Annotated in this window: 28 protein-coding genes; 9 read left to right on the plus strand and 19 right to left on the minus strand. The window is 60.0% G+C overall.

The window, feature by feature from the left end:
• Positions 1-25: 25 nt before the first annotated feature.
• From K1X75_16445 to K1X75_16460, 4 genes are read right to left on the minus strand one after another with little or no spacing between them, the layout of a single operon-like run.
• A complete protein-coding gene (locus tag K1X75_16445; GenBank protein ID MBX7059655.1) occupies positions 26-475 on the minus strand; it encodes a hypothetical protein in 450 nt (149 codons plus the stop codon).
• Positions 472-1,236: an HAD-IB family phosphatase gene (locus tag K1X75_16450; GenBank protein ID MBX7059656.1), complete on the minus strand. Its 765-nt coding sequence runs from the start codon at positions 1,234-1,236 to the stop codon at positions 472-474. Before K1X75_16450 ends, K1X75_16445 begins: the two co-directional genes overlap by 4 nt.
• Positions 1,236-2,210, minus strand: coding sequence for a GDP-mannose 4,6-dehydratase (locus K1X75_16455; GenBank protein MBX7059657.1), 975 nt, complete (start codon positions 2,208-2,210; stop codon positions 1,236-1,238). Before K1X75_16455 ends, K1X75_16450 begins: the two co-directional genes overlap by 1 nt.
• Entirely contained in the window at positions 2,207-3,133 is a 927-nt protein-coding gene (locus K1X75_16460; GenBank protein ID MBX7059658.1) for a TIGR01777 family oxidoreductase, read from the minus strand. Before K1X75_16460 ends, K1X75_16455 begins: the two co-directional genes overlap by 4 nt.
• Before the next feature lie 471 nt (positions 3,134-3,604).
• Between K1X75_16460 and K1X75_16465 the strand changes: the two genes are divergently transcribed.
• Both K1X75_16465 and K1X75_16470 read left to right on the plus strand, forming a co-directional pair.
• A complete protein-coding gene (locus tag K1X75_16465; protein MBX7059659.1) occupies positions 3,605-4,066 on the plus strand; it encodes a MarR family transcriptional regulator in 462 nt (153 codons plus the stop codon).
• Positions 4,067-4,119: 53 nt separating this feature from the next.
• A complete protein-coding gene (locus K1X75_16470) occupies positions 4,120-4,596 on the plus strand; it encodes a hypothetical protein (protein MBX7059660.1) in 477 nt (158 codons plus the stop codon).
• Here the strand turns inward: K1X75_16470 and K1X75_16475 are convergent.
• From K1X75_16475 to K1X75_16485, 3 genes are all read right to left on the minus strand, one after another.
• The gene (locus K1X75_16475) at positions 4,593-5,234 is read right to left on the minus strand and encodes a class I SAM-dependent methyltransferase (GenBank protein MBX7059661.1); all 642 of its coding nucleotides are present in this window, start codon (positions 5,232-5,234) and stop codon (positions 4,593-4,595) included. The genes K1X75_16470 and K1X75_16475 overlap by 4 nt on opposite strands.
• 98 nt (positions 5,235-5,332) lie before the next feature.
• Complete coding sequence (locus K1X75_16480) at positions 5,333-6,169, minus strand: SDR family NAD(P)-dependent oxidoreductase (protein ID MBX7059662.1); 837 nt, start codon at positions 6,167-6,169, stop codon at positions 5,333-5,335.
• A 10-nt stretch (positions 6,170-6,179) separates the two neighbouring features.
• Entirely contained in the window at positions 6,180-7,202 is a 1,023-nt protein-coding gene (locus tag K1X75_16485; GenBank protein MBX7059663.1) for a class I SAM-dependent methyltransferase, read from the minus strand.
• A gap of 91 nt (positions 7,203-7,293) precedes the next feature.
• On the opposite strand from K1X75_16485, the gene K1X75_16490 reads away from it, so the two are divergent.
• From K1X75_16490 to K1X75_16500, 3 genes are all read left to right on the plus strand, one after another.
• On the plus strand, positions 7,294-7,935 hold the full coding sequence (locus K1X75_16490; protein MBX7059664.1) for a 4Fe-4S binding protein: 642 nt from the start codon (positions 7,294-7,296) through the stop codon (positions 7,933-7,935).
• 100 nt (positions 7,936-8,035) lie between these two features.
• Complete coding sequence (locus K1X75_16495; protein ID MBX7059665.1) at positions 8,036-8,812, plus strand: 1-acyl-sn-glycerol-3-phosphate acyltransferase; 777 nt, start codon at positions 8,036-8,038, stop codon at positions 8,810-8,812.
• Positions 8,813-8,935: 123 nt separating this feature from the next.
• Positions 8,936-10,186, plus strand: coding sequence for an EAL domain-containing protein (locus K1X75_16500; protein MBX7059666.1), 1,251 nt, complete (start codon positions 8,936-8,938; stop codon positions 10,184-10,186).
• 2 nt (positions 10,187-10,188) lie between these two features.
• Here the strand turns inward: K1X75_16500 and K1X75_16505 are convergent, their stop codons facing one another.
• From K1X75_16505 to K1X75_16525, 5 genes are all read right to left on the minus strand, one after another.
• Positions 10,189-10,839: an HAD family phosphatase gene (locus tag K1X75_16505; GenBank protein MBX7059667.1), complete on the minus strand. Its 651-nt coding sequence runs from the start codon at positions 10,837-10,839 to the stop codon at positions 10,189-10,191.
• 90 nt (positions 10,840-10,929) lie between these two features.
• Positions 10,930-11,520 carry a superoxide dismutase gene (locus K1X75_16510; GenBank protein ID MBX7059668.1) on the minus strand — a complete coding sequence of 197 codons (591 nt, stop codon included), beginning with the start codon at positions 11,518-11,520 and terminating at the stop codon, positions 10,930-10,932.
• A 96-nt stretch (positions 11,521-11,616) separates the two neighbouring features.
• Positions 11,617-12,468, minus strand: a complete 852-nt coding sequence (locus tag K1X75_16515; protein ID MBX7059669.1) for a hypothetical protein — start codon at positions 12,466-12,468, stop codon at positions 11,617-11,619.
• On the minus strand, positions 12,461-12,766 hold the full coding sequence (locus K1X75_16520; GenBank protein MBX7059670.1) for a hypothetical protein: 306 nt from the start codon (positions 12,764-12,766) through the stop codon (positions 12,461-12,463). Before K1X75_16520 ends, K1X75_16515 begins: the two co-directional genes overlap by 8 nt.
• Before the next feature lie 35 nt (positions 12,767-12,801).
• Positions 12,802-13,605, minus strand: coding sequence for an aldolase (locus K1X75_16525; GenBank protein ID MBX7059671.1), 804 nt, complete (start codon positions 13,603-13,605; stop codon positions 12,802-12,804).
• 167 nt (positions 13,606-13,772) lie between these two features.
• Between K1X75_16525 and K1X75_16530 the strand changes: the two genes are divergently transcribed.
• The 3 genes from K1X75_16530 to K1X75_16540 are packed head-to-tail and all read left to right on the plus strand — an operon-like array spanning position 13,773 to position 17,157.
• Positions 13,773-14,543: an enoyl-CoA hydratase/isomerase family protein gene (locus K1X75_16530; GenBank protein ID MBX7059672.1), complete on the plus strand. Its 771-nt coding sequence runs from the start codon at positions 13,773-13,775 to the stop codon at positions 14,541-14,543.
• Positions 14,544-14,592: 49 nt separating this feature from the next.
• Positions 14,593-16,455 (plus strand): diguanylate cyclase, encoded by a 1,863-nt coding sequence (locus K1X75_16535; GenBank protein MBX7059673.1) that lies wholly within the window; start codon positions 14,593-14,595, stop codon positions 16,453-16,455.
• A 6-nt stretch (positions 16,456-16,461) separates the two neighbouring features.
• Positions 16,462-17,157, plus strand: a complete 696-nt coding sequence (locus tag K1X75_16540) for an EAL domain-containing protein (protein ID MBX7059674.1) — start codon at positions 16,462-16,464, stop codon at positions 17,155-17,157.
• Here K1X75_16540 and K1X75_16545 read toward each other — a convergent pair.
• On the minus strand, positions 17,145-19,124 hold the full coding sequence (locus tag K1X75_16545) for a sulfatase-like hydrolase/transferase (protein ID MBX7059675.1): 1,980 nt from the start codon (positions 19,122-19,124) through the stop codon (positions 17,145-17,147). The two genes, K1X75_16540 and K1X75_16545, sit on opposite strands and share 13 nt — an antisense overlap.
• A 23-nt stretch (positions 19,125-19,147) precedes the next feature.
• Here K1X75_16545 and K1X75_16550 point away from each other — a divergent pair, with 23 nt between their 5' ends.
• Entirely contained in the window at positions 19,148-19,795 is a 648-nt protein-coding gene (locus tag K1X75_16550) for a hypothetical protein (protein ID MBX7059676.1), read from the plus strand.
• A 6-nt stretch (positions 19,796-19,801) separates the two neighbouring features.
• On the opposite strand, the gene K1X75_16555 is transcribed toward K1X75_16550, so the two are convergent.
• The 6 genes from K1X75_16555 to K1X75_16580 all read right to left on the minus strand — a co-directional run bounded on the left by K1X75_16555 (position 19,802) and on the right by K1X75_16580 (position 26,129).
• Positions 19,802-21,439, minus strand: a complete 1,638-nt coding sequence (locus K1X75_16555) for a FecR domain-containing protein (GenBank protein ID MBX7059677.1) — start codon at positions 21,437-21,439, stop codon at positions 19,802-19,804.
• A gap of 100 nt (positions 21,440-21,539) precedes the next feature.
• Entirely contained in the window at positions 21,540-22,355 is an 816-nt protein-coding gene (gene ygiD / locus K1X75_16560) for a 4,5-DOPA dioxygenase extradiol (GenBank protein MBX7059678.1), read from the minus strand.
• 44 nt (positions 22,356-22,399) lie between these two features.
• Positions 22,400-23,845: an outer membrane protein transport protein gene (locus K1X75_16565; GenBank protein ID MBX7059679.1), complete on the minus strand. Its 1,446-nt coding sequence runs from the start codon at positions 23,843-23,845 to the stop codon at positions 22,400-22,402.
• Positions 23,842-24,648 carry a M48 family metallopeptidase gene (locus K1X75_16570; GenBank protein ID MBX7059680.1) on the minus strand — a complete coding sequence of 269 codons (807 nt, stop codon included), beginning with the start codon at positions 24,646-24,648 and terminating at the stop codon, positions 23,842-23,844. Before K1X75_16570 ends, K1X75_16565 begins: the two co-directional genes overlap by 4 nt.
• A 4-nt stretch (positions 24,649-24,652) precedes the next feature.
• Positions 24,653-25,153: a hypothetical protein gene (locus K1X75_16575; protein ID MBX7059681.1), complete on the minus strand. Its 501-nt coding sequence runs from the start codon at positions 25,151-25,153 to the stop codon at positions 24,653-24,655.
• Positions 25,154-25,196: 43 nt separating this feature from the next.
• Complete coding sequence (locus K1X75_16580) at positions 25,197-26,129, minus strand: transketolase family protein (GenBank protein ID MBX7059682.1); 933 nt, start codon at positions 26,127-26,129, stop codon at positions 25,197-25,199.
• Positions 26,130-26,145 lie beyond the last annotated feature (16 nt).

Raw genomic sequence — 26,145 nt, forward strand, 5'->3', positions numbered from 1 at the left:
GCCTTTCGGTTCTGGGCCGCGTCGCTCAGGGCGCCTGCAGGGCATTGCTGGCATTGCTCTGAGCGATGGCTGCCAGATCAAAAACGGTAGCGCGCATAACCACATAGTCGCCGGCATTGATGGTGAGCGGCGCAGCACAGATGCGATCCGTTGTGCCGGCGGTTACGCTGCTCTGTCCGGGCTTGGCTTCGATGTAGCGAATGCCGGCGGTCGTGGTCAGCAGATTGAGCGCTCCGCAATCAACGCCGCTGCTTGCGGCCTGCGCCGCCGTAGCGCTGGCTCCGGTAAACAGCCGATAGCCAATGAATCCCAGCTCCGCGTTTTGCGCCTGGACCTGGATCAGATGTCCGCTGCCCTCGCGCGTAATGGACATCAGGATCGGCGTGTTGATAATGTTGTCTTCTGCGGAAAAATTGGTGCAGGCGGCAAGCCAGACGAAGACGGCGGCGGCCGCAGCGCGAAGCCAAAGGTTCAATAGATACCGCACATCTGTCGCAAGAACATCCACAGCTTGCCTGCAGTACTGGAGTAGGGCGTTGGCAGCCGCCAGATTGTCCAGCCTGATTTGGCGCCAAGCTCGGCGAAGCCAGGCGAGGGATTGACCAGCGTTGCTTCGCTGGCCAGTTGCAGCATCGGCAGGTCCGCTGAACTGTCCGAATAGGCGCGCGCCGCCAGCGGCGTCGAAGGCGACCGCGCAGCGTGTTGTGCGATCTGCGGGAATTGTGCGGCCATGGCCAACAGCTTTTGCTCACGCTTGTTGTTCGGGCCCGTTACCAGCGGCAGTCGCGGCAGCGGATCAACAAGTTCGACGGCCGTGGCGTAGTAGTAGTCAAAGCCAAGCGCTTCGGCGATTGACTCGACGTAGATATCCGGACTTGCTGTGTTCAAGACCAGGGCGTAGCCAGATTGTTTCAGCTCTTGCAGTTCTTGTGCGGCGCGCGGATACAGTCGCATCACGACCTCATCGCGAACAAAGTCGCGCGCCAGTTGTTGCAACTCGGTCGGATGCAGGCCATGCAGATGTGAAAGAAAAGCGCTCTTCAGTTGCAGCAGGGAGCGCAGTCGTAGCAGATGTAGAGCGCTGTAGAGCAGCGCCAGAAACAAAAATACGATACGCCCGCCGCGCTTCTTCAACGAATAGTTGGCAAACAGAAAGATCGTATCGTGTGGCAGCAGGGTGAAGTCGAGATCAAAGAGGGCCAGCGGCCGTCGCTCCGCTTTTGCACTTGCGGCCATCAATGCGACTCCTGACGCATGAATTCCCAGGTATCGCGCAGCGTTTGATCCAGACTCAATTGCGGCTTCCAGCCCAGGGCTTCCAGGCGCGCCGCTGATCCAATGCGCGAGTTTACGGCTTCCGGCCGCAACAATGCCGTATCGGTTTCGGCGCGCAGCATCGCTCCGGCGGCGTTCAGACAGGATTGCAGGAGTTGTTCGATGCTCACGCCTCTTCCGGAGCAGATGTTGTAGACCTGGCCGTCGGCGCCTTTTTCCAGCAGCGTTACGTAGGCGCGAGCAACGTCGCGCACATCGGTAAAATCGCGCACTGCACGCAGCTCGCCGGTGCGAATGACGCTTTCACCGGCCGCAGCAGCGGCCGCGATGCGACGGAAAAAAGCCGGCGCCGCAAATTCATCGCGCTGTCCCGGGCCCAGATGGTTGAAGGGTCGCGCCGACAGCGTCTGCAGTCCAGGCGCGCGATAGAAGGAAACCAGTTGCTCGGCGCTCCATTTGCTGAGCGCGTAAGGACTTTCCAGACGGATCGGCGAATCTTCGCGCAGCGGCAGCTCCTCGGCCGAGGGCGTGCCATAGACATCGCTGCTGCTTACATAGAGGAATCTGCCCTGCCAGCCCAGATCGCGCGCCGCTTCCAACAAGGTCGCCGCCGAGAGCGCGTTGTTGCGAATGGCCGAGGCCGGGCTCTTCCAGCTATCGGGCACAAAGGCGTTGCCGGCCAGATGGATGATGTGCTGTGGCTGCTGGCGCTGCAGGATTTCGCGCGCCGATTGCTGATCGCTGAGACTGTCTTGATCAATGGCCACGCTGGCCAGCGCCGCACCATCGTAACCGGGCAGCGCCTGGCGCGAGCTGCTATCGAAGCGTCCGCGCCGATCGATGCCACAGACGCTGTAGCCCTGGCGTAAGAGTTCCACAGTCAGAAAGTAACCGACGAAGCCATTGATGCCGGTGATCAGCGCCCGTCCTTTCATTGGCGGCCGCCAAGGATCGATTGCAGCGCCCCGTCCAGTTCCGGATAACGAAAGTTGAAACCGGCGTCCAGGGCGCGTTGCGGAGAGACGCGCGCACTGTCCAGAAGCAGCGAAGACATCTCGCCCAATGCCAGGCGCAATGCGCCCTCTGGAATCGACGGCAGCAACAGGGGACGGCCCAATCGCGCTGCAAGAGCGCTGGTCAGTTCGCGGTTGCTGCAGCTCATCGGCGCAGTACAGTTGTAGACGCCGCGCCAGCTTTCGTCCTGCAAGGCGCGAAGGATCATCGCCGCGACATCTGCGCTGTGTACCCAGCTGATCTGCTGGCTTCCCGAACCAAGCGGCGCGCCGACAAAGTAGCGAATCGGTTGCATCATCTTCTTTAAGGCGCCGCCGCCAGCGTCGAGTACGACGCCGATTCTTAGAATCACCGTACGAATGCCCAATTGCTCAAAGCGAAGCGCAGCCTTTTCCCAGCGCTGGCAGACCTCTGCCACAAAGCCCTTGCCCGCCGGACTCTCTTCGGTGAGCAGCGTTTCGCCGCCGTTGCCGTAGTAGCCGATAGCCGAAGCAGCCACCAGCGTGCGCGGCAAATCACGGGACTCTTCGAGCTTTTGTAGAATGAGCTCATGGCTTTGCACGCGGCTTTCCAGAATCTCCTGTTTGCGTCGCGGCGACCACTTGCGATCCGCAATGCCCGCGCCTGCCAGATTTACGATGGCATCGACCTGATTCAGCGCATCCGGGTTTAGAAAGCCGCGCTCCGGGTCCCAGTAGTAACGTTCCTCGTCCGTATTTTGAGGCTGGCGGCTGAGCAGCCGCGGATGGAGTCCATTTTGCTGCAGCAGCGGCCACAGGGCGCGGCCAATCAAACCGCTTCCGCCGGCGATCAGGATTGCTCGCTGCTTCTTGGTTACGGCCATAGTCCGGGGCCAGCCAGTCTGGACGGCGCAAAGTCCAGCGTCAGCCCAAAAAAGCTGGCAGCAGCCCGGCGACCTCGACGCTCGAGGCCGCCGCGGCTGGCGCCAGTTTCAGCGTTTGTATAGTGCGGTTGCCAGGGGACTCGTACGTTGCGACCAGCGGCAGGGCTTGCTGCAAATTCGAAGCAGTTGTTTGAGGTCGCCATCCCGCGTTTTGCGCCGGGAACCATTGCAACTGCAAGGATCGAGCATTCCTGGTCAAACAGTCGCCAAGCCCTCGCCGCGTATTGCCATGCCAAAATCCATTTGAATCTAAACCACCTCCTGTCCGCCAACGCGCTAAGCTGACGAAAACGATGCTGCGACGATGGAGATGATCCTATCATTGTGAAAAATCAGTTAGCGGGCAAAAATAAGTTACGATTTCAAGGGTCTTTGCTCGTCCCATGCTAGTAGAGATTTAGAGGCGATAAAATGGCTGCAAAATTCAAAGGAAGCGCGCGCGATCGAGTTGTTCTGGATAGTTATGTAAAGCTGATTCGCGCCAGTGGATCGGTGGAGCGCGACATGGCGCGGGCAGTTGCCTCCGCCGGCTTGACCCACGGGCAGTTTGCCGTGCTGGAAGCGCTCTACCACGTCGGGCCAATGAGCCAGACCGACCTGGGACAGAAGCTGCTCAGCACCGATGGCAATATCACGCATATCGTTACCAATCTGGAAAAGCGGTCCCTGGTGAAGCGTATTCGCAATACGCGCGATCGGCGTTTCCTGACCGTCGAGCTCAGTGCGCGCGGTAAGAGCCTGGTGGCGCGACTTTTCCCGGCCTATGTGAAGCGCTTACGCCAGCGGCTGGAGCACCTGAGCGAGGGCGAATTGAAAAGCCTGTCCAAACTGTTGAAGAAGCTTGGCCTGGGCGGTTTGCGGCTCGCAGCTTGACCCTGCCGACTTGACGGTAGTGCGGACTGCCGGCTCACTGGCCGGCAGTCGTCATGAAGTCCCTGCACAGCAGCGCTACCTATTTCATGAAGTGGATACTGGGTCCGGCGCTGGCGCTTGCTGGCGGCTGGGCCGCCGCGCAGTACTACCTTTGGGCTCAAGCCGGCGGCGCAATTGCGCCCATTTTTGGGGCGGTGCTGGCGATGCTGGCCGGCCTCTGGCTGCTCTTGCGACCGGCCTTCTTCTGGTTTGGCGATCGTGAAATCGAATTCGCCGCTTTCTGGCGAAGACAGCGCCAGCCGGCTACTCGACTGCGGCGCGTATCCAGCGCTGGCATTCCGATGCGCAATCAACCGCTGCGCTTGCTGCTCGATGATGGCGCCGGCGACTTCTTGCGCTTGCTGATTATTCCGCACAGTCCCGGACCGCGCAGCGGTAGACACCCTGATGTGGAATCTTTTCTGCAATGGGCGGAAGCGCAGGGCGCCGTCGTCGACTCTGATCTCAAGCGTGCATCGCGGCCGGGCTAGCGACCGCCGGGCGTCGCCGTCTGTGGTCCCTGCGGTCGGCCGGCTGGATCGGTCCGCCACGGCACGCGCCACAAGAAGACATAGTGCTCGCGATCCGTTTCCGGATCGTAGAGTCGAATGCTGTCATCGGGAATAGCGGCGCCCATTGGAAAATCATGGGATACGATACGGCTGCCAGGCCGCAATCGCGCCAGTTGCGGCATCAGACGCTTGTTCAGCGATGGCAAGAGGTATAGCGTAACCACAGTCGCCTGGCTGAAGTCCAGAGCAAAGATATCGGCCACTTCAAACTGGACGCGCTGCTCCACATCAAAACGTCGTGCATTCTCCTGCGCCTCTTGCACGCGAATTGGATCAATGTCGTAGCCGCGTCCCTGTACGCCATACTGGCGGGCGGCTGTAACTACGATGCGGCCGTCGCCGCAACCCAGATCGTAAAGCAGATCATCAGGCTTCAGCGCCGCCATGCGTAGCATCTGTTCAATTACAGTTTGCGGGGTGGGAACATAGATGACGTCGGGTCGACGCGGACCCCACTCCCGTCTTTCATGAAAGGGCTGAATCCATTCAGGCGCGCCACAACTGAAAAAACTGCCAGCGATCAGCAAGCCAAGGCACAATACACAGGCTCGGGACATGCGGTCATTGCAGCCTGTAGCGCTGCGCCGGCAATCTAAGAGCGCGTCCCAAAACTCCATCCGTGGAATTTTTGGACCGGCTCTAAACCAGGCGACTTTCAGGCCTGGCGGCGATGAACCAGCGTCGCCTGTCGGCGGTAGTGGCGATGCAGCAGACCCGGCACAAAGCGTTCGGCAAGCCACGCCAATCGAGTCATCGCGCCGGGCAGGGTCATCCAGCGTCCCTTTTCGATGGACCGCAACATGTCGGCGGCGACACGCTCGGCGCTCAGCGGCTGGATTCCTGCGGAGATGGCCATAGTTTCAGCGGGCTTGCTGCGGTTTTCTTGCTGCAGTCCCGGCGTGTCCACATCCGGCGGACAGACCAGTCCCAGCTGGATGCCAAGCGGCGCCAGCTCCTGACGCAGAGAATGCATCATGCCCACCACGCCAAATTTTGCCGCACTGTAAGCGCTGTAGCCATAGATCGCCGTCAGCCCGGCCAGCGAGGAGACGACCAGAATCCAGCCGGCGCCGAAATCGGCCATAGCCGATGCCGCGGCGCGCACCGCGTAGGCGCTGCCCAGCAGATTGACATCGATCTGACGACGAAACTCACGTACAGGCATGTCCAGAAAGCGTCGCGGACCGGCAAAGCCTGCACAATGAATCAGCCCGTCGAGTCGTCCGTTTTCCTTGAGGATGGCGCGCACGCAGCGCTTCATGTCGTCGTAAGAGCGTACGTCCGCGCGGTAGATACGCGAGCGCGGCGCAAGTGAGAGTTCCCTTTCAATCTGCTGCAACTGTCGGAGCGTCCGCTGCAAGCGCGAACCATTGCGCGCCAGAACGTGACAGACGGCGCCGCGCCGCTGCAACTGCAGGGCGCATTGCAGCCCGATGCCGCTGCTGCCGCCAGTGATCAGGATGTGTCGATCTTTGAAATGATCCGCGGCCACGGACCGGTTCTCAGGCCTTGATCAGGTGAAAGGCCATCATGTCGCCTTGATTCAGCAGCTTTACGCCGCCATCGGCAATCTTCTTTGCCGTTCGGTAGATAGTTCCGGCACCCTTGCGCGCAGTCATACCAGAACCGTAGCTCAGCTCCGAGAGTACGTCAAAGCCGCAGCTCTGCGCCAGATCGCGAAAACCCTTACGACTGAAATAGAAGAGATGCTCGGGGACATTGAGGAAACGCCAGCGTTTGCCCAGGGCGCGCGCCAGAAGTCCATAGCGGCAGGTGCTCAGCAGCATCCGCCCGCCAGGCTTCAACAGCTCCGCCGCGCGCAACATGGCGGCGCGCGGTTGCGCCAGGTGCTCGATGGAGGCCCACAGCGTAAGCAGATCATAGCCGCCGCTTTGCAGCGCCGCACTTTTCATGAAGTCGTCCACGTGAATGGTCAAGCCCAGCTGTTCGCGACCAAAGGCCGCCGCCGCCGCACTGATTTCTACGCCTTCGGCCCGCCAGCCGCGGGCGCGCAGATAGTCGACAAAGTAGCCCGCGGCGCAGCCAATGTCCAGGGCGCGCGGCGCAACTTGACAGGCGGCTTCCAGCTCGCCGATGGCCTGCAGCAGCCACGCTTCGCTTTTCAGTTCGGCTTCATATTCAAAGAAGCCAAGTTCATGGAGATTGCGTTCGGTAGTGGCGTGGATGCTGGCGCGGACGCTTTCGGAGAAATAGTTGTCGTAACCGCGGTCGGTACGCCGCTCAAAATAGGATTCTCCATAGTAGTCGCCCAGATGATCTGCAGGCGGTCGCGGATTGACCTGCACCAGGTTGCAAAATTGGCAGCGCAGCACATGGAACATTTCGCCGCGCGCCGAGGCCTTGCTCAACACATGACGGAATTCCTGGCGGCCGCACTGATCGCAGGAACATTCGCGCGCCGCAGCGGGCGGCGCGCTGAGCGGCAGAACTACAAAGCGAGCGCCATGCGCTGGATTCTCGACCCGTTGCTCTGGTTCTGTCAATACGGCGGCCGGCGGCGTCATGGCATAGCTCCCCCGCCTTCATCTTCGCCAGAAAATGGCCCGGGATTAGCATTATTATTGGCGCAGCAGCGGCGCTCAGGCAAAGGACGACATGCGCCGCGATGAATTCTTTACCCGCGGCTGGAAGGTGGCGCTGGGCGATTGGATGCGCACGCCGCTGGGCGGCATCCTGGACCGTCGCCTGAGCGGCCTGGCAAATTTCCTTTCGCCGCGCGGTCTGCAGCAGATTGCAGAGGAGGCTGGCGTCGCCGGACAGCCGGCCTACGAAAGCGATCGTAACTTCTCGCGGCCGCCTGGCGCAGATGCGCAGCGCTTCCATGAGCTCTGCACGGCCTGCGGCGATTGCATTCGGGCCTGCCCCTATGGCGTACTGTTCAGCCAGGGGCCAAAGAGTGGTCCCTTGCTGGAGCCCAATCTGCTGGCCTGTCGGCTCTGTCAGGACTATCCCTGCATTGAGGCCTGTGCGACCGGCGCTCTGGTCGAGCTTCCGGCCGATGTTCTGCCACGCTTTGGTCAGGCCACGGCGGAGGCAGAGGCTTGCGTAAATGCACGGCCTCCGGAAAAAGGCCGCCGACGGCGCCTGTGTCGGGAGTGCATAGAGAGCTGTCCGGTGGAGGGCGCCGTTTCCTTGCGGCGCAGCGGCGTGGCGCAAATCTCCGAACACTGTACGGGCTGCGGCATCTGTGTAGCGCACTGCCCCGGCGGCGCAATTCATGTAACGGTGGGCGAGTAGTGCGGCGTCTGCGCCGACCCGAGCTGCCCGGATCGGAGTTGCCCTCTCCAGCTCAGCGCTGAAATCTGCGATCTTGCGCCCCGCAGCGGGCGAGGCACCTATGGCGGTTCGCAGTCAAAATTCCATCTACGTATTGCTGCGTTCGCTGCTGGTCTGGGCGCTGATGGTGCTCTGGACACTGATCATTGGCATCCTGCTTTTGCCCTTCATGATCCTGCGCATCGGCGCGGTGATCCACTTTACCGGCCACTACTGGGCCCGTCTTGGACTCTGGATGGCGGGGATGCGCGTGCATGTGGAAAATCCAGAGAAGCTCTGGCGCGGCGGTCCAACCATCTTCATTTCCAATCACCAGAGCATGCTTGATATCCTGGTATTTTTTCGCGAATTGCGTCTGCCCTTTGCCTGGATGGCCAAGGCCTCGCTGTTCAAGATTCCGATCATTGGCTGGGGGATGAGCGCTGCCGGATACATTCCCGTGGAGCGAGGCAATCGCGAAAAGTCGCTGGGATCGCTGTACAAGGCGGCGGACAAGGTGCGCGAAGGTCAGTCGGTGATTGTTTTTCCGGAGGGTACGCGCGGCCATCCAGACGGAACGATGCATGCTTTCAAAAAGGGCGGCTTTATACTGGCCAAGCGAGCGGGCGTCGTGATCCAGCCGCTGACCATCTCCGGCGCCGCCGCTCTGATGCCTCCCAAGCAGAAGGTCAGCCTGCAGCGTGTCTATGCTGGCGACATCTACCTGGTCATTCATGATCCCATACTTCCCGAGGAATATGCCGACGCCTCGGTAGAGGACCTGATGCAGCAGATTCGCGCTATTGTCGAGCGGCCGCTGGATCGACTGCGCCAGATCGCCGCGGCGCTGGCGCGATGAGCCGCGCCTAAGGGACCGGCGCCAATCTTCGTCGAATAGATGGCTGAATTGCGACTTGCCTGCGTTTGACGGCAGTGCAGAAAAATCGAAAGTTCAGCTATTTGCTGCAACTGGCGTTGATCGATGAGTTCATCCGAATCGACAAACGGTATTGAAGATCTTCAATATCCATCGGCCTGGAGCGAGAGGGTTCGTCCTTTCTTCCAACCGATTGTAGATCTGGATACTCTATCAATATTTGGCTTTGAACAACTGGGGCGACTGCGCGATGGGGCGGGCTTCAGTTCCATGGGCCCGATTTTTCAGAGCATCCATGGCGGCGGGGCTGAAGCCATGGCCCGCGCGCTGGCAGCCGATCTCGAGTTGCAGAAGCAGGGCTTGCAGAGTTTTCGTCAGCAGGGCGCCGGCCTGCTTTTCATCAACGTGAATCCGCGTTTGCTGGAGTACCAGTTTGCGGAGCAGGAGTTTCATCCTGATACATTTCCGCTTTCGCAAATGGCCCGCGCCATGGATGTGCCAGCATCGCGCATTGTACTGGAAATTACGGAGGAGGATTTTGCCGCCGAACGTTTGACGCTGACGGCCATGGTCAACGGACTCAAGGAGTACGGCTTTCTGATCGCGGTGGACGACCTCGGCGCCAAGATGAGCGGACTTTCCCGTCTGGCTCTGCTGGAGCCGGATATCATCAAGGTCGACCTGGAGTTCATGCGCAATTCGCGCAGCCACAGCGGCTATCGCAAGTTGCTGACAGCAATCGCGTTCGTCGCCGATCGTCTGGGCTCGACCTTGCTCTTTGAGGGCATCGAGGAAGAGGAAGAGCTGATGGGCGCTCTGCAGATGGGCGGCCGCCTGGTGCAGGGCTATTTTTTGGGAAGGCCAGGCGCCGAATTCGGCAAGGACGGCGGCTACGGAGAAATGCTGCGCCCGATCATGGAGAACTATACCCGGTATCGTATTGCGGAGCTGGTCCATGCCGAGCTGCAGCTCGATCAGAATCTACAGGACCTCGTGGACTTCATCGACAGCCTGCAGCGCAGCAGCGCCGAGGACCTCAACGAGCAGCTGCGTCAGGCCATTGGTCACGCGCCCGCTTCGGCCCGCGAGCTGACGATCTTTGACGCCTCCGGCAATCAGGCCTCCAGTTGCTTTGTACGCGAGGATGAGCAATGGCGGATTGCCCATGCCCCGCCGCGCAATATCAGCTGGCGCACTTTTTTTCAGCGCACACTTGCCCAGTATCGCAGTCGCGGCCGTCGCTACAACATCAGCGAAGCCTATCAGGAGAAGCGCTCTGGCGATCTGCGCGCTTCGGTAGCGGTTGTTCTTGGCGACGAGCGCGTATTGCTGGTAGAACTGGACTGGAACGAGTAGCTCTAAGGACGCGGCAGAAGTTGCGACTGTCGCCTGGCGGCAGGCCAATCGGAGAAAAATTCATCGCAGGCTCCAAAGGCCTGACGCGGAAACGTGGTCCCCAGCGCCAGCACGCGCATCCCGGCTTTCCGGGCGCCCGCTGCGGCCAGCGGCGCATCTTCAATGACCAGACACTCGCGCGCCTTAAGACTCAAACAGCGCGCCACGTACAGAAACAGCGCTCCACTGGCCTTCTCCAGGCGGAGGCTGGCGGCCAAAAAAACCGGTCCGGCCAGCAGCGGCCGCAAGCCCAGGCGCAAATCGACGCCTGCAAAAAGCTGCGCCGCCATGGCAGTAGTCAGCGCGCGCGGACATTGCGGCGGAAGATGGAGTAGCGCATCTTGCGCCCCGGGCAGCCAGCGCGCACCTTCCAGGAGCATGGCGTTCATTGTTCGCATACGCCATGCTGCAATCGCGTCCGGCGACATCGGCAGAGCCTCGCCCAGCGCTGCGCTGGCTTTGGCATTGCTCAGACCGGCCAGGCGCGGTTTCCACAGCTGGCGCTCGTACTGCAAGCCGGCGCTGGCAAAGAGCGCCTGATGCAGCCGATCCCAGATCGCTTCGCTATCCAGCAAGACGCCTTCCAGATCGAAGAGCACGCTGCGGCATTGCACGCCCGCCAGCCAAAGTTTGAGCGGGATGCGCTTCAATAAAAAAGCCCGCGGCGCGCCGCGGGCTTTTGCATGAGCCTTGCCGATTGCAGATTACTTGAGGTTTAGATTCACAAAGTCCCAGTTGATCAGCTTATCGATAAAGGTCTGCACAAAATCCGGCCGACGGTTTTGATAGTCCAGGTAATAGGCATGCTCCCAGACATCAACGGTGAGCAGCGCTTTCTTGCCATGGACCATAGGATTTTCGGCATTGGGCGTTTTCATTACGCTCAGCTTGCCGCCGTCTTCAATCAGCCACGCCCAGCCGCTGCCAAATTGAGTGACTGCGGCATTCTTAAACTCTTCGGCAAACTTCTCGACGCTGCCAAAGTCGGCCTTGATGCGCTCGCCAATAGCGCCGCTGGGCGCGCCGCCGCCGTTCGGCTTCATGCTGTTCCAGAAGAAGGTGTGATTCCAGACCTGTGCAGCATTGTTGAATAGGCCCTGATTTTTCTTTTCCCAGGCTGCTTTTACAATGAACTCCACGTCACGGCCTGCCAGATCGGTTCCTTCCAGCAGTTTATTGCCATTGACCACGTAAGCGTTGTGATGTTTGCCGTGATGAAAATCCAGGGTGTTGGCTGAGATGTGCGGTTCCAGTGCGTTCTTAGCGTAGGGTAATTCAGGTAGCGCGAGCGCCATCAAGTTCCTCCAGGTGTGCGCTTGGCAGCGATGATCGCGCCAATGCCGTGTTGTATAAGGTAGCGCCGGCGCCGGCTGATGTCCAGCCAATCTTGATCAATTTAGTTCCGTCAATTCCGGCGACTGGGGAGCTTCCATTGACTCGGGCCGACCGGCAATGCGCTCCACATCCAGTTCGCGCAGTCTCCCGCGCATCGCTTGCAGAATGCCGGCGGTGATATCCCTCATGATATCCCCCAGCACGCGGGTCTCCATGATTTCGGCGACCACATCGCCAATGTCCTCGCCCAGGCGATCGGCAAAGCCGCCGAGCATTGGAACGCGACGCAACTCGCCAACCATTGACTTCTGCTGGATGGCATCAAAGACGATCTGTTTCAATTCTGGACGATGTCGCTCCATGGCGGCGTTGGCCAGCGGAACATAGTCCAGACTGTTCATGACCTCCTCCACGCGATCCAGCGAACGCTTGAAGACCGCGTCGGAGATGGTGTCGACGATTACGTCGCGAAAGCGGAAGGTCAACTCGCGGGTCAGGATCTGTCCGACCGGCTGCTCGGCGCGGCCGAACTTATAGAAGGCAATAGCCAGCTTTGCGGCGCGCAGCAATAGAAACCAACGCAGAGTTTGCAGAGGTATCAGGCCCATCGCCTCGTACCAGTGTCGCTTCAGATAATCGACGCGATTGTCAGCATGACGCACGCGGCCGATGAAGGTCAGACCCCAGACGGTCAGAGTAAAAATATCAAACACCAGCGAGGCGACGCCAAGGCGCGTTTCACGCGGCAAGAGCGCGCTGAGCGTGGTAGTCAGCATGATCAAAACCAGATCAACGGCCACCAGCGCCAGCAGCAGATAGTCGCGACGCGATCCTGGCAGCGAAGCCTGCCAGTTGCGCCAGCGCTTGCGCCAGCTGCGGTCCTGTTGCCTGGCCTGGGCCTCAGCCATTCTCGTCGTCAGAATCCGATTTCTTCGCCAGGCGATTGTAGAGCAGGGCTATGGACAGTGAAAAGATCAGACCATCAATGGCCGCATAGAAAAGATCAAAGGTCGCGCCTGCTGCTTGTTCGCCAACGGAGAGCGATTCCAGTGTAGCCCGGAAGGGATGCGGATGTATAGAGTTGTAGGCATCCATAAAAGCGTCGCCAAAGTCCGCGGAGACTCGGGTCCAGATGCTGATGATCAAAATCGCCGCGGCGGAGATAGACGAAAAAGCGATCGCAAAAGCGCGAAGATGAATCTTCATGGAGTCCAGAGATTCTCTGCGTCGTAGCGTTGAGGTCAACCCGAAATCGGCAGTCCGGCCGCCGGCGCAGTCTGCCCTTGCTGCATACGGCTTGCGATCACGCGGGCCCGCTCGCCGTGGCGTTTTTGCCTGGGCGAGGGCATACTGGCAAGGTATTGATACAATTTGACTTCGAATTCGAGATTGCGCTCAACGCCTTCATTGACGCGGCCCAGCAGCGCACGGCAAGGCATGACCATGTGGCGGGTATTGACCGTTTCCGGTCGGACGCGCTCAATGATGCGCTCTACGGCCGGCGTGTGGATTCCGCCGCCGACGGAAGTGCGCAGGTCATTTTCACGCGCGTGGGCCACAATGATCGAGCAGAGTTCGAGGACGCGGTCATCGTCGGCAGAAAGGCCCATCGAACCGGAAAGATCGGAGCGCGCCGCCGTCAACTGGTCCAGCTCGCGGGCTTCGGCCGATTTCAGTATTTCATTCAAATTGCGAAAGCCGACGATGGTCTCCAGATTTACGCCCTTCTGCATGCGCTCATAGCCGGAGGCGCCCAGCACATCGTGCAAAGTTTCAATGAATTTTGCAAGAGCGTAGTGTGATTCAATCATCGGCGCTATGATGGCATCCACGCCAATGCGCGCCATTTCACGTATATCGTTGCGCGCCTCTGGCCCGCCAACCTTGACGTAGAGCGGGATGATTTGGTCGCTGATGGCGCGCAGCAGCCTGATTTCATCGAAGGACATATCCTCGACTTCAGTGCCTGTTTTTAGCGCACAGAGGAATCCGGCGGAATGAAGCTCGCGGAGCTGCTCGCGAAGACTGGCAAAGCTGGGCGTCATAGCGGAATTCCCCCTGAACATTCTATCGGCTTTTGCTCCAGGAAAATTATGAAAAAGTAGAGCGTGCGCCGAACCGCCGGCGGCCCGGAATTCAGTGGCAGCAGAAGCGGCGCCCTGCGGTCATGACGCGGCCAGAATGGCGGCCTCGCGGTCGCCGGGAGAAAGCGATGTCGACCGTTCAAATTGAGAAGAAAGAGCGCTACAGTATCCTGACTATCGATCGGCCGCAGGCGCTCAATGCACTCAATGCCACAGTACTCAGCGAATTGAAGCATGCCGTGCAGGCCGTCGCCGGACAGCCGGATCAGCGCGCCATCATTGTTACCGGCGCAGGCGCCAAAGCCTTTGTTGCCGGCGCGGACATCGCTGCCATGCAGGAGATGAGTTCCGGCGATGCTCATCAATTTGCGCAACTGGGTCACGCCTGCATGAACGCCATTGCCCACTCAAGGCTGATCTCCGTGGCCGCCGTCAACGGCTTTGCGCTGGGCGGCGGCATGGAGTTGGCTCTGGCCTGCGATATGCGCTTTGGCGCAGATAGCGCGCGCGTGGGACTGCCGGAGGTAACGCTGGGTTTGATACCGGGCTTCGGCGGCACGCAACGCCTGGCGCGCCTGGTGGGCGCGGGGCTCGCCATGGAAATCATTCTCAGCGGCGAGATGATTCTTGCCCCGCGTGCGGCGGAGATTGGGCTCTTGAACCGCATCTATCCGGCGGCGCAACTGCTCGAGGAAACAGAAAAGTTTGTACAAACGATGCTCAGCGGAAAGTCCTTCGTAGCGCAAGCATCCGCGCGGCGCGTCATTGCTGAAGGACTCGACCAAAGTCTGGCGCGCGGACTGGAGACAGAGATTGAGTTTTTTGCGGAGCTCTTCAAGGGCGAACATCCGCGTCTGGGAATGAGCGCCTTCCTCTCCAAACAAAAGCCGGATTTCTAACTCTGCCGATTGGACGCCAATTTTGACGTTTGCGATGCTCAAACATTGGATGCAAAGGCGCTGGCGGGCGCTGCATGGACCCGGCGAGCAAGAGCGGATTCTGGCATCGCTCAGCGAACTGATTGCAGACCCCGATGATGCCAGCGAAGCATCGCTTCAACGCCGCCTGGTGCGCGGACTGGCGGCAGCGCTCAATGCAGAGTTTGCTTGCCTGGCGGTCGTGGAAGAGGGCGAGTCGCTTGCACTTCGTCCGGTCGCCCGCCAGCTGCCGGCCGATGCCGACGACGCCCAGGTGAAGCTTGCATCCGATGCAGTCTTTTCCGGGATCTTTCAGGAAGAATTGCGCCTGGTTTCGGACCATGCAGCGCGGAAAGTAGGCGGCGCCGAGGGCGCCGCAGCGCTTGCGTCGCTAGGCCTGCGCAGTTGTGCAGCGCTGGCGCTCTTTGACCATCGCCGCCAGCCGCTGGGCGCGCTGGCCGTCGCCTCGCGTCGCGCCTTCCAGGACCCGGACGCGACGCTGTCCATCGCCCGTTTGTTTGCCGGTCGCGCCGCTGCCGAGCTGCAGCGCGAACGCACACAGCGTCGGCTGGAAGCCACCGAGCACGATTTCCGTCAGTTGATGGAGCATGCGGCGGATGGAATCGTAGTAACAGATGTTGGCGGCCGCATTCAATTTGTGAATGAACGCATCTGCGAGATGGTTGGCGCCAGCGCCGCGGAATTGCGCGGCCGTTTCTTCCGCGATTTCTTGCAAGAGGATGAGGCGCGCCTGCTGGCCTTTGATCACAAACGTCTCAGTCGCGATCACAGCGTCTCGCTGCTGCGCAGCTTGCGTCGCGCCGACGGCAGCGAACGGCCGATTGAAGTTAGCGCCAATCGCTTGAGCGATGGCCGGATCATGGCGATCATCCGCGACGTCAGCGAACGGTTGCGCGCCGAGCAGGAGCGCAAGTCCTATCTGGAAACGCTGGCGCTGCTGGAAGAAGCGGTCGTTGAACTCGATGCCCAATGTCGGATTGTTCGCGTGAGCGATTCCTGGCGGCGCCTGTTCAAGAATCAGAGCGAGGAAGGACCTGTTGGCCGTCCTCTGGAAGAGAGCATTCACCCCGATTACCAGTACTACCTGTCGCAGAATCTGCAGCGAGCGCTGAAGGGCGAGCGGCAGCAGGCGACAATTCAGGCGCCGGCGCCGCTGTCAAACGGCAGTAACATGTGGTTGGAGGGGAAGTTCGTGCCCCTCCAGCGCGAGGGGAAGGTGGTCGGTTTGCGCGGGGTATTGCGCGATGTTACCCTGGACCACCTGAATGATCGACAGATCTCCTTTTACGCCTACTATGATAATCTCACCGGATTGCCCAATCGAATTCGAATGGAAGAGAATCTGACGCGCGGTCTGATTCGCGCCGAACATGGCGGCCAGAGATTGGCTCTTGGCATCATTGACCTCGACAAGCTGGACGAAATCAACAGCTCCTTCGGTCATCGCATTGGCGATAAGGCGCTGCTGCACGTCTGCGATCAGATTCGCGCCGCGCCAGGCGGCGGCGAGAACCTTTATCGCTGGAGCGGCGATAAGTTCGTTGTTATTCTTTCGGAACTCTCAGACCTGGATACGTTAAAGGCGATTGGGGCAAGATTGGTTGATGCCTGCCAACAATCCCTGGACGTCGAAGGCGAGCAGATTCGCATCTCCTGCAGCATTGGCTTTGCAGTGTATCCAGACGACGGCTTGACCGCCGAGATTTTGATGGGCCAGGCCGATCGGGCGCTGAGCCACGCCAAGGCGCAGGGCGGATCAAACTACCAGCTGGCCAGATCAGCGCCACAGAAGGGGCTGCAGCGAGAGCAACTGGCGATGCGCAACCGTCTGGCAACGGCCATTGCCAATCGCGAGATCACCGCATTTTTTTAAGCCAAGGTGCGGGCGCGATCGCACGAGCTGGTTGGATTTGAGGCGCTGGCTCGCTGGCTCGACCCCTCGGGCAAGCCGCGCGTGAGTCCGGCGATGTTTATCCCGGTTGCCGAAAATATGGGTCTGATTGCCGATCTGGGCGAGCAGATCCTGGAGCGCGGTCTGGAAATGCTGCAGAAGCTGCAACGACAGGGCGTGCTGTTGCAGATGTCGGTCAACGTATCGCGCCGTCAATTGAGCGATCCGTTTTTCATCGATCGCATCAAACGAGCAGCCGATCGCTTCGGCATCGACGCCGAGCGGATTACACTGGAAGTTACCGAAAGCGTCGCTATGCTGGAGGTGGACTTTGCCATCGAACGTTTACGCGCTTTGCATCACGAGGGCTTCGCGCTCTCCATCGATGATTTCGGCACCGGCTATTCCACTCTGGCGCAGCTGCATGAAATGCCCGTCAACGAACTGAAGATCGATATGTCCTTTGTGCGTCGGATCGAAACCTATGAGGGGCTTCAAGTAGTGCAGGCAATCTCCAATATGGGTCGTGCGTTGAATATGGATGTCGTCGCTGAAGGCGTCGAGTCGCTGAATACCATTCGGCGATTGGAAGAGATCGGGATCAATATCCTGCAGGGCGACTATTTCAGTAAGCCGCTGCCGCCGAATGAGTTCCTGGATTACGCGCTGGCTCAGCGGCGCTGAGCTTCCAGCTCCTGCAGGGTCGCTGCATCGGGCCAGAGGCGATTGGTTTGCTGCAGTGTGCGGGCAAACTGGTAGTAGCGCTGCGCATTTTCCAGATAGCGCGCCAATATTTCCGGCTGCTGTGCGCTGAAATCGCGGTCCGAGGCCGGGTAGCGAGCGGTGAGTAGCGTCTGCTTCTTCACGGAGGGCCAGCGAATCAAAAGATAGTCGCCTTCGATCCAACCGATGACATTGGCGCCGCTGTAGAATGCATAGCTTTGCTGCGTCGGCGGCGCAAACAGGTCGCGACCCATACTGGAGTAATAGACGCCGCCGCCCGCCAGATGCAGGACCGAGGGCAAAAGATCAATTTGTGAAGCGACCTCCTCGATGCGCGCCGGCGCGATCCGTCCTGGCGCATAGATCAGCAGCGGGATATGACGGTCATCCAGATAACTTAGGTCCGTATGATGCGCATGATCGGCGACCAGGATAAAGATTGTATTGCGAAAATAAGGTCGCTTGCGCGCCTCTTCGAAGAACTGGCCGATCAAACGATCGCTGTAGTGATAGCTGTTCAAATAAAGGTGCTGCGGCGTGGACTCGTCGTAGATCGCTTCGCCCGGCCCAGGTTGCAAGTAGGGATGGTGCGTATTCAGGGTAAAAAGCGCCGCCAGAAATGGCTGTGGCGTGCGATCCATGTTCTGCAGCAGGGTTTGCAGCGTATCGCGGTCATCGAAGCCCCACGCCGTTCCTTCGGCATTCAGCCCGGCAGCATGCAACTCACGATCGCTAATCGTTCGCTGGAATCCGGCGCGCGGCACAAAGCGATCCAGATTATCAAAAGTCAGATCGCCGCCGTAAATGAAAAGGCTGCTGTAGCCCAGCTTGCCAAGCAGGCCGCCCATCCCGCCCAGACGATCCTGGATTTCCGTTGAACGTAAAATCGTTCTGCTGCTGCGATCAGGGAATCCGCCAAAGATAGCATAAATGCCGTTGGCGCTGCGTCCGCCGGTAGAAAAAAAACGACGGTAGTATCGGCCGCCCTCAATCAGCTTTTGTAGATTTGGCGCAGTGCGCGGATCGCCGCCATGCTCCTGCAAGTAGCGCGCCGTGTAGCTTTCCAGAATCAGGAATACGAAGTTTGGTCGATTTTGCGCAGCGGCATTGGCTGGCATGTAACGCAGCGCCGGAAAGCGGGCGCTGACAAAGGCCTGAGGACGATCGATCAATGATTGCACGCGTTCGATGTTTTGCTGTTCGTCGAAATTGCGAAATTCCTCTTCACGGTCGCGGGAATCGCGCGAAACAGTGAAGGCGCCGTTGAGCGGCAGATTGTTCAGGTAGACATTTTCTTTGCGCATGGCATCCGGCGGGCGCAAAGGGCTTTCCTGCCATCCGCCGCGCAAGGCAACCAGGAGCAGCGGCAGCGTCGCCGCCAGGTGCAGGGCGAAGGCAGCCGCCGGTCGCATTGTTCCGACGGGCTGCGCCGCGCGATGCGCCGGCAGCCAGCCGCCGCGCCGCAGGACCAGCCAGACGCCGAGCGCCAGCCACAAGGGAATTTGCAAAAGAAAAGTTGAGAAGAGCCAGGGATTGCTTTCTTCGACGCTGGCCAGTAGCGTGGGCAGATCAGTGAAGTAGGCGTAAAATTCCCAGCCAAGGTGCTTGTCGTTCACCGAAAAATTGAAGGCGCTGCCAATCAGGATCAGATGGACAAAGCCAAGCAGAATCCATTGCCCGAATTCGAGCAGACGCAACAGTGGCGCCAGTCGCGGTTCGGCGCGCGCCAGATGGTAGAGCGGCAGGATCAACAGGATTGGCGCAATGACCGGAATTGTAGCCAGATCAAAGCGCAGACCGAAGAGCCATTGTTCGACGATCTGCTGCCAGGGATTTGGCTGGTAGTAGATTACCAGGAATAAGAGGCGGTGGAAAATCAATAGCAGCCACGCCGCAGCGATCCAGAAGGCCGTTTTTTTTATCGCCATGGCGGGGGAGTGTACCAAATTGGATGAGGTTGAGCGCGGTTGCTGGTCGCAAGAAAAATTTGACCGGCTTTCCGGCCCCAGGAGTGGCAATGTATTTGCTGCGTAGTTTGAAGGGCTTCCATTGCCTTTTTTCTCTGCTGTGCATTTTCGCTGCAGGTCCGCTCCTTGCTGGAGAAACCCGGCTGGAGGGCGCAGGCGTCAGCGTATGGATCCCGGAAGGCTGGACGGTGCGCGAGGAAAGCGGCCGCAGCTCCATTGCCGATCCGGAGGAGAAGGTCTTCCTGCTGATTACGCCTCTGGGCGATAGCGGCGTTGATCCGCTCAGCGACTACCAGAGCGTAATCGATCATATGATCGCGCAGGCCAGCTGGAAGACCGCCCCGCATCGAACGCTGATCCACGGCCAATCGGCCTTCTCGGTAGATGGCGAAGGGCAGACCGGCGACGGCGAGGAAGTTGAGTTTTCTTTAGTAATGCTCAGAGCCGCGGACGGACGAACCGTACTGGCGTTGGGAGTCGCCCGCGAAGGCGCCATGCCACAATTCCGGCAGACGTTGATGCGCATTGTTCGCAGCATTCGCCCGGCCCCGGCGGCCCCGCAGAGCCCGGCGCAACCGGAGCAAGCGCCGCCAGGCAATGGCGACAAGGCCAGCGAGCAAGCGCAGGTCTAGGATCGACTACGGCGCCGGCTGAGGCGCCGGTTGCGGACGCTGCGCCGGCAAGGGATCGTCTTCCGAATAGTAGTCGATGTGATCGATTTGATTCACCTCAATACGGAAGACGCCATCGGTCGCATGCATGATCAAAATTTCGCCAGCCTGGGCTACTACCGAACCGGCCTTTTGCGATCCGCTACGAAAGGTTACAATTTCAAGAATCTGATAGCGAGAGCGCAACTGATCATGCGTCAGCTGACCTGTTTCACGCTGCAGATTTTGCTGTAGATCGGAAGCGGCTGCGTCGAGCCGCCTGTTGTAGCTTGAGCCAACGGCCTCGCGCACGCTGCTGGACGGACGCCCCTGAGTCTGTCCTGGATCTTCGATCGCCGATTGCAGTTCCGTGTCAGGCAGGCGAACGATCAGCGCGCGCTCGGCCTGCTCCTGGGCGCTGAAGGTTGCAGGCGCGCTTTCTGGCGCGGCGCTGCGCTCCAGCAATTGCAGCGCCGACTGGCTCTCCCGGTTCTGCAATGCCGCCTGTGCAGCCGCCGCGCTGCCCTGCGCTTCGATGATGACGCGGTCGAGCTGCTGCGCGCGCTCAAGCATGGCTGGATCAAGCGCGCCTTGTTGGCCGGCGCCAATGGTTACGCTCTGATGTTCGATGGCAGCCACGATGCGACGCAATTCGGAACTGGCCTGCAATTCTTCGGGAGCAATCCGGTCCACTCCGGGCAAATCCGGCGAAACGCCCACCTCGCCCTCGAAAACGCGCAAGGTTGCCAGACGACCGCCCTCATCCAGTTCGACAACAAAGGTCGTACCATGAACTTGAAAACGCGCCCCGGCGCTGCGAATCTGCAACGGCGGCGCACCCTCCTCGCGTTTGTAGTCGACCAGTACGCTGCCACGTTCCAGCACCAGCACTCGAGCGCGATGGAGATCGGCGGGAATCAACAGCACGCTGTAGGGTCGCAAGCGAATGGAAAGTCCGCCGATCGCCTGAATGTCCGCCGGCCGTTCGCCTGCCAGAATCCGATCGCCAGGCAGTAGCGCCATCCCGGATCGCCCGGCCAGGCTCTGGCCCCCGCGCTCTACTGTAGCATCCTGACCGGCATAGAGGACAAGCAGCGCCGCCTGGAGACCATCGCTGCAATGCAGCCCCTGCCGATCGAGCAGGCAGGGGCGCCCCGGCCGGCCGCCAAGCGCGCCTTGCGCCTGCCACATGCCGCGAAATTGACCCTCAAAACTGCGACCGTCCTCGAAGCGATAAATGCCTGCGCCGCGGGGCGCGCCATCGGCAAATTGACCGCGAAAACTGGCGCCGTTGGCAAAGCGGTATTCGCCCTGGCCATGGCGCTGGCCGTCGACGAAGCCGCCGCTGTAGGTATCGCCATTGGCATAGCGATAGGTCCCCGATCCATGGCGTCGCCCATTTTGAAACTGACCTTCGTAGACGCTGCAGTCGGCGTAGAGGACGCGACCGGAACCTGTCTGGCAATTGCCGTGCTGGCAAAGCGAGCTACAGCCTGACGCAGCGCCGTGTTCGGCCGCCTGATTACGAGCCGGCAAATCAGGCGCCGGAGCGCCTTGCGCTGCAAGCGAGGCAGCGGCAATCAGCACAGTTAGCGCAAGTAGCACAGCAGGGATGCGGAACGCCATAGATCAAACTGACCACGCTTGAGGGATGCGTGCGTCGCGACCTTTTTTGTTCAGAATGGAATTTTTCGAGGCCAGCCAGAGGCAGGCGTCGGCGCTTTGTTCAATCTGATGTATACAACAGTGAGCGCATTGATATGGATGCGTTCTGAAAACCCTGCACCGGAAAGCTCAGTCGATCGCTGCTATCGCTGGCGCCGGCAACATAGAGCAACGGCCGAAAATGTTCGTCGCTGGGATGAGCCAGTCGTCCTTCCGCTCGACTGCTTGTCGCGCCGGCCAATGCGGCGATATCGCCGGCCGCCGCTCGTTCGCTGATGTAGGCGTCAAAGCTCAGGTTCCATGCAAGCGGTCCCTGCGTATCGCTGAAGTCTGCGGCGCGCAAATTGTGCACCACATTGCCGCTGCCCAGTATCAATACGCCAAGATCGCGAAAAGGACGCAATAGGGCGCCAAGCTCCAGGCAACGATCATGGCTCAAGTTTCGATCGAGGGCCAATTGGAAGACCGGCAGCGAGGCGTCGGGAAAAAGCCAGCGCAACACGGACCAGGCGCCATGGTCCAATCCCCATGAATCGCTCAGTCCGGCAGCAAAGTTCTGATTGGCCAGATGCTGGGCGACGCGACGCGCCAGCTGCGGCTCGCCGGGGGCCGGATACTTCAGGGCGTAGAGTTCCTCAGGAAATCCATAGAAATCATAGATCGTCTCCGGCTGCGCCACATTGCAGAGCACCGAGGCCGGCATCATCCAGTGAGCGCTGATGCACAGGACCGCTTGAATGCGGCCGCTGGAGCGCAGCTCTTCGCCCAGGGCGCTCCAGCAGCGGGTTATCTCGTTATCAGCGATGGCGTTGATGGGCGAGCCGTGACCGACAAATAGCGCCGGCGCACGCGGGATGAATTCGCTTTCCTCTGTCATCGGTTCGTTAGCACGCCAGGACTATGCCTATGTTCTCACGGCAATCAACGGCGAAGACTGGCAACCAGATAGATGGACAGGTTCTTCTGCTCGGCGCGCCCGCTGCCAGGTCCAATTGTCGCACGGGCGCCGCCTGACCCGAACTCGTAGACGGCATTGACGCTGATCGAGGAGTTGGCGTCGGCCAGGCCAAAGCCCAGGGTATAGGCCTGCAGGTCAATATGCTCCGATCGTTCCGCAGGGTCCTCGAGCAGCACGGGCTGGTAGAGCAGTCCCGGTCCCAGCACCACTATTCCCGAGGAGTAGATGCTTCGCAAAACCTCGGATAACACGACTTCGTTGAATTTGATATCTTTACTATTCGCTTTGTTTGTGAAGTAGCCAAATCGAACCGAAAACTGGTCGTTCAAGAAAAACTCAGCGCCCGCTGCAATATTGGCGGTGTTGTCGCGATACTGATCGGTCTCTTCGCGATCGCGCAGTACCAGCGCGTTGGCGCCGCTGACGCTGGCGGCGGCAGTCCGATCCCGTTGCAGGCTGAAGCCGTCGGTATAAATTACATCCATGCTGCACAAGACGCGGCTGTTGGGAAACCAAGCCACGCCGCCGCGGATCTCCGGCGGATTGGGAATGGTCGCTACCAGATTGGGGGCGGCCAGGATTGTGCTGCCGCCGTAGGCCCAGGAAATATCGTCTTCGTCGCTTTCCAGAAAGGTGGCGCTGTAGCCCTGTCCCTGAACCGCAGTAATCGATTGTCCGGATTGCGAGCGCTCAGCGCTGGTAATGAAAAGTTTGCGGACGCTGAGCCCGAAAGAAAAAGAATCGGCCGGCATCCATTGCACGCCCAGGATCGGCAGGGCGCCGCGGACGCTGCTGCGCAACAGTCGACCGCGCGTAAAAATCCCGCCGTTCCGGCCCTCGGCAGTTACCGATTCAGCGATCCGCGAACGCTCATCGTGTAAGAGAGCGCTGATGCCAATCGCCAGTCGATCATTGATGCGCCATGACATGGCCGGCCCCAATTGCAGTGCTGTGTTGGTTTCGCTGTATTCCAGGTTGATCTGACCCAGGCTGAGCAGGACCAACGGCGATTGAATTCGATCGGACTGATCGTAGGCTTCGCCGCGCGGATTGGCCAGCACGAAGGCCAGTTGTACTTCGCCGAAATCGCGCACGGCGCCAAAGAAATTGGGAAAGTAGTTTTCGTAGTTGCGATGATAGTTCTGCCCGGGTCCAAGGGCGTTGAGGTAGCTCTTCTTGGACGAGCGATAGTTGCTCGCTGAAATGGAAAGGTAGTCGTTGTAGATAAAGGCGAGGCCGGCCGGATTGTAGAGAGCGCCGGAGGGATCATCGCTTATGGCTACAAACGCGCCGCCCATGCCCGGCGCTCGTTCGCCGAAGAGATTCTCCACATTGTGCAGCGGATCAGCGCTCAATTCAACCAGAGCAAGCGGCAGCAGCGCAATCGTCAGCCATCTGATAGCTTTCATCGTCTCTCCAATCTTCGTTTCAATTCCATGAATTCGGGGCTTCGCGTTGCGGCGCCGTGCAGCTTGTTTTCTTCCACGAAGATGGCGATCGCGGCCAGACGATCAGCAAGTCGCGGATGCGTGCGGTTCAAGCCGGCCGCGCTGCTCTGCGCGGAAACGCGTTGTAGATAACGGCCGGCGGCCTGCGGGTCATAACCGAGAGTGGCGGCATAGAGAGCGCCGGCGCGGTCTGCATCCAGCTCCAGATCTTTCTGGCGTCCATTTTCCAACAGCGTGCGATGCAGCGCCTCCGCCGAATTGGCGACAGCCGCGCTCAAAAAGCCAGCGCCGCCCAGCAGACCGGATACAAGTTCCATCCAGCTGCCCTCGCTTTGAAAATTGCCGGCATGCTTCAAAACCACATGCGCCATCTCATGCGCCAGCACTCCAGCCAGCTCCGCCTCCGACTCCATTGCTTCAATTGCGCCGCGTGTGATGCAGAGGTAGCCGCCAGGCAGAGCAAAGGCGTTGGTATCCTCGACATCGAGAATGGCCACATGGTACTGCAATTCCGGTCGCGCTGAAACCTGAGCCAGGGCGGCGGCCAGCAGGTTCAGGTAGCGAATCGATTGAGGGTCGCGAATGATTCCAAAGTCGCGCGCCAGTCTCGCTGTTGCCGCGCGACCGACAGTGCGTTCGCGCTGAAATTCTCGCTCACGTTCCCGATCGCGAAGCGATGCGCTGCTGCATACCGCCTGACTGAGGGCGAGGCCAACGACCAGCGCCGTCAGGCAGATTCGCCAAACTCTTGCACGACGGGTCATCCGATCACTGCTCCTGCGGCAGACGTGCGCCAAGAAAGCGAGCCAGCGCCGCCGAATCGTACTGTTGCTCTTCGATCCATTGCACGGCCGAGAAATCATACTCCGCCGGCGCTCCGCGCAGGCGCAATCCGACTGCGCTGCGTTGCAGCCCGCGCGCCGCCACTGTCTCGACAACATCCGATGCCCGTCGACGCGGCGAGCGCCGCGAATCTTCGCTGCCCTGCAGTTCAAGGCGCACGCGGCTGGGCGGGTACTCGGACAGGAAGAGGCGCGAAACATAGCCGCTCCGTCCTTCATAGCGAACGCGCAAGAAAAGGCCGCTTTCGCCAATCTGCTCCAGCTGTGCGCCAAGGGGCAGGCGGCTTCCGGCGTTGGCTGGCGCCTCCGGATTCAGTCGCGCGGCAGGGCTGGCCACAAACCATTGCCGGGCATTCAAGCCGGCTGCTACGCAAATCAGCAGCAACAGGGAAGCAAGCCAGAACAGGCGCAGAGAATGGCCGGACATTGCAGAAGAACGGCGCCCTTTCCTGTGCAGTTCAAGGAAAAAATCAAGCAAGCGCTTCACGAACGGCGGCGGCGATGTTAGCGGCGCGCAGGCCGTAGTGGTCCATCAGCGCGTCCGCCGACCCGCTCTGACCGAAGGTATCGCGCATGCCAATGCGAATGACGCGAACCGGCGCTTGCTCGGAAAGCAGTTCGGCAACGGCGCCGCCCAGGCCGCCCAGGATATTGTGCTCCTCGGCAGTGATGATCAGGCCAGTCAGCTTTGCATAGCGAATCAAGAGCTCGGAATCCAGGGGCTTGATCGAGGCCATGTTGATCACTGCAGCCTCGATGCCGCCGGCCGCCAGTTCCGCGGCCGCCTGCAGCGCCTCGTGGACCATAACGCCACAGGCGACAATTGTCGCCTGCTTGCCCTCGCGCAGCACTTCGCCCTTGCCTTCGCGAAATTTGTATTCGCCGGCATGCTCAATCAGCGGCACTGCTGCGCGACCGGTGCGTACATAGCAGGGGCCTTTGATTTCAGAGAGTCGCTGTACAACCTGGATCGTCTCGTTGAAGTCCGCCGGACAGATTACGGTCATGCCTGGAATGGCGCGCATCAGTGCAAAGTCTTCGATGCACTGATGGCTGGCGCCATCCTCGCCCACTGTGATGCCGCCGTGGGAGGCGACCAGTTTTACGTTGAGGCCCGGATAAGCCACGGAATTGCGCACAATTTCCCAGGCGCGACCGGATAGGAACATGGCAAAGCTTGAGGCAAAAGGCGTAAGACCGGAGAGCGCCAGGCCGGCAGCAACGCCAACCAGATTCTGCTCGGCCACGCCGACATTGAAAAAGCGTTCCGGGAATTCTCTGGCAAACTTGTGCGTGCGCGTGGATTCAGAGAGGTCGGCGTCCAGAACGACGACATCCTTCCGCTCACGGCCCAGCTGGAGCAGCGCTTCTCCGTAGCCGTCGCGCGTCGCTTTTCTTTCCAGAGTTCGGTCCTCCCCG

The sequence above is a fragment of the Leptospirales bacterium genome (genome assembly GCA_019694655.1).
GTDB lineage: Bacteria > Spirochaetota > Leptospiria > Leptospirales > Leptonemataceae > SSF53.